Origin of the sequence: Mesorhizobium sp. M1A.F.Ca.IN.022.07.1.1, assembly GCF_003997575.1 — a bacterium.
Taxonomy (GTDB): Bacteria; Pseudomonadota; Alphaproteobacteria; order Rhizobiales; family Rhizobiaceae; genus Mesorhizobium.
Map to the genome: position 1 here is coordinate 1 of NZ_RZST01000514.1, position 2,856 is coordinate 2,856.

Sequence of the window (2,856 nt, forward strand, 5' to 3'; positions counted from 1 at the left end):
CGCCTTCATGGTGACGCCGCCCATGATGTCGATCCTCGGCGCCACCGCCGACGACATGGAAGAGATCCTCAAAGGCCTTGGCTATCGCGCCGAACCGAAGCCGGCGGCGGAGGTGAAGGCCAAGCTCGACGCGCTGGACAATGCCGCCCGCGAGGCCGCGGCTGCGAAGCTTGCGGCGGAAGAGGCTGCGCGTGCTGCACAGGCGGCAGAGGCGCACGCCGTGGCAACAGACACGGTTGTAGAGGCAACGATCGAGGGATCCGAGCCGGCTGCCGCTGAAGTTCCTGCCGACGCCATCGCGGAAGCCGCGACGGAGCCTGACGCGAAAGATCCGGCGGAAGCTTCGGCTGCGGTCGCGGAAGAGACTCCGCCTGTGGAGACCGCTGCAGCGGTGGACGCTGCAGCAGCGTTTGGGTCGGCTGAAAGCGGCGACGCTTCCACCTCGATGGGGGAGGTCGCGGCGGGAAGCGACGCGGGTGGGGCTGACGGCGCCGACGATGCAGACGGCACCAACACCGCCGACGCCGGCGCTCTCCACGAGGGCGAAAGCGGTGAAGGCGCAGAGCCCCCCGCCGAGCCGGAAGAGCCGAAGCCGATCCTGCTGTGGCGGCAGGCGCGCTTCGACCATTCGCGCCCGCGCCACCGCTATGACAATCGCCGCGACAATCGTCCGCGCAACGGCCAGGCTGCAGGCGATGGCCAGGCGGCTGCCACGGGTGGCCAGGCCGGCGATCGGCCAGCCCGTGAGGGCCGCCGCGACCAGCGCGACGGGGCCGGCAAGCCGCGCTTCGACCACTCGAAGTTCAAGCCGAGACCGGAACGCGAAGGCGGCGAACGGCGCGAAGGCAGGCCGCAGGGCGAGCGTGCCGATCGCCACGAGGGGGGCCGCCGCGAGGGCCGGCCGGACTGGAAAGGCAACAGGCAGGACGGCAAAGGCAATGCCGCAGGCGGCAGCAAGCCGGCCTTCCAGGGCAAACCGCGCGAGGAGCGTCCGCAGCGCTTTGATCCGGATTCACCCTTTGCCAAGCTCGCCGCCTTGCGCGACCAGCTGAAGAAATAGCCTCGGCCGGTCCCGATGGTTGGAGAAGGCCGCCAGCGCATCGACAAATGGCTGTTCTTCTCGCGTGCGGTGAAATCCCGGTCGCTGGCGGCGAAGCTCGTCGTTGCCGGGCGCGTCCGCATCAATCGCGACAAAGCAGCGCAGGCCTCCGATCTGGTCAAGGCCGGCGATGTGCTGACCATCACGCTCGACCGCCGAATCCTTGTCTGGAAGGTGCTTGGGCCCGGCGCCCGGCGTGGTCCTGCCGACGAGGCGCGGCTGCTTTACGAGGATATGTCGCCGCCGCCGACGCCCAAGGGCGAGGCGGTTCCTGACGCCATTCCGGCGCTGCGCGAAGCCGGCACCGGCCGTCCGACCAAGCGGCAGCGGCGGCAGACGGACCGGCTGCTCGGCGAGGACTAGAAGATTCGACGGAACCTCGTCGCGGCAGGCGCGCGGAATTCCTTTCCGCGATGCCGGCTCAGGCGGGAAGTCCTGCCCTTGCAAGCGGCGGGCAAAGGCGTTACCTCACCAAAAAAGCCCAGCAAATACGGGACGTCCCGGAGCCTGCGATGACCTATGTCGTGACCGATAATTGCATAAAATGCAAATACATGGACTGCATCGAGGTCTGTCCGGTCGACTGTTTCTACGAAGGCGAGAACATGCTCGTCATCCATCCTGACGAGTGCATCGACTGCGGCGTGTGCGAGCCGGAATGCCCGGCCGACGCGATCAAGCCGGACACCGAGTCCGGGCTCGACAAATGGTTGCAGGTCAATTCCGAATACGCGGAGAAATGGCCCAACATCACTGCCAAGAAAGAGCCGCCGGCCGACGCCAAGAACTTCGACGGCGAGGCCGGGAAGTTCGAGAAGTATTTCTCGCCGGAGCCCGGCGAAGGCGACTGAAGGCTGGACCGGGCAAGCCGGCATGACGCCACGTAAGCGAGCCGATACAATTGCTGTCTTGACAGCCAGCGATGGCGCATGGCGTTAGCGAATGCAGCAAAACCTTGATTCTTCCGACTTTTTGTGTTATATCCGCGAAACATGCCGGTGACACAACGTCGATTTATGGCGCTAACGCCCCAAATCACTGAAAGGTGAACTTTTCAAATCCGGACCAGAGCGATCTGGGGCAGGCAATCGCATTCGTGCGGTTTGTCGGCCCCGGCTTATTCCGGTGAGTTCACTTGTTGTGCGGCTAAAGATCGGCTTCCGCCGATCGTCTGAGTTCAGCCGGCGCCGCCATGCCGGCGCTACAACTAAGGAGTTCAGGGCGTAATGGCAACGATCACCCCGCAGAAGAAGTCCACCGCGGCCCGTCACGGGTTCAAGACCGGTGAGTTTATCGTTTACCCGGCGCATGGCGTCGGCCAGATCGTGGCCATCGACGAGCAGGAAGTCGCGGGTCACAAGCTGGAGCTGTTCGTCATCGATTTCCAGAAGGACAAGATGAGGCTTAAGGTGCCGGTCGCCAAGGCGACCTCTATCGGCATGCGCAAGCTCTCGGAAGAGGATTATGTCGATCGCGCGCTGAAGGTCGTGCAGGGCCGCGCCCGCATCAAGCGCACGATGTGGTCGCGTCGCGCGCAGGAGTATGATGCCAAGATCAATTCCGGCGACCTGATCTCGATCTCGGAAGTGGTGCGCGACCTCTATCGCGCCGACAACCAGCCGGAGCAGTCCTATTCCGAGCGCCAGCTTTACGAAGCCGCGCTCGACCGCATGGCTCGCGAGATCGCCGCCGTCAACCGCATGTCGGAGACCGAGGCGGTTCGCCTCATCGAGGTCAACCTCAACAAGGGTCCGAAG

At 64.8% G+C, this 2,856-nt stretch carries 3 protein-coding genes and 1 pseudogene; all 4 read left to right on the top strand.

Annotation, left to right across the window (positions count from 1 at the left end):
* Positions 1–1,060 (top strand): annotated as a pseudogene (locus EOA75_RS31400) (helicase); the annotation flags it as partial.
* 15 nt (positions 1,061–1,075) lie between these two features.
* Positions 1,076–1,462 carry an RNA-binding S4 domain-containing protein gene (locus EOA75_RS31405; RefSeq protein ID WP_067001879.1) on the top strand — a complete coding sequence of 129 codons (387 nt, stop codon included), beginning with the start codon at positions 1,076–1,078 and terminating at the stop codon, positions 1,460–1,462.
* Between the two features lie 149 nt (positions 1,463–1,611).
* The gene (gene fdxA / locus EOA75_RS31410; protein ID WP_067001876.1) at positions 1,612–1,950 is read left to right on the top strand and encodes a ferredoxin FdxA; all 339 of its coding nucleotides are present in this window, start codon (positions 1,612–1,614) and stop codon (positions 1,948–1,950) included.
* A gap of 375 nt (positions 1,951–2,325) precedes the next feature.
* Positions 2,326–2,856: CarD family transcriptional regulator (locus EOA75_RS31415; protein WP_164747701.1), on the top strand; the 531-nt coding region annotated here is incomplete at its 3' end.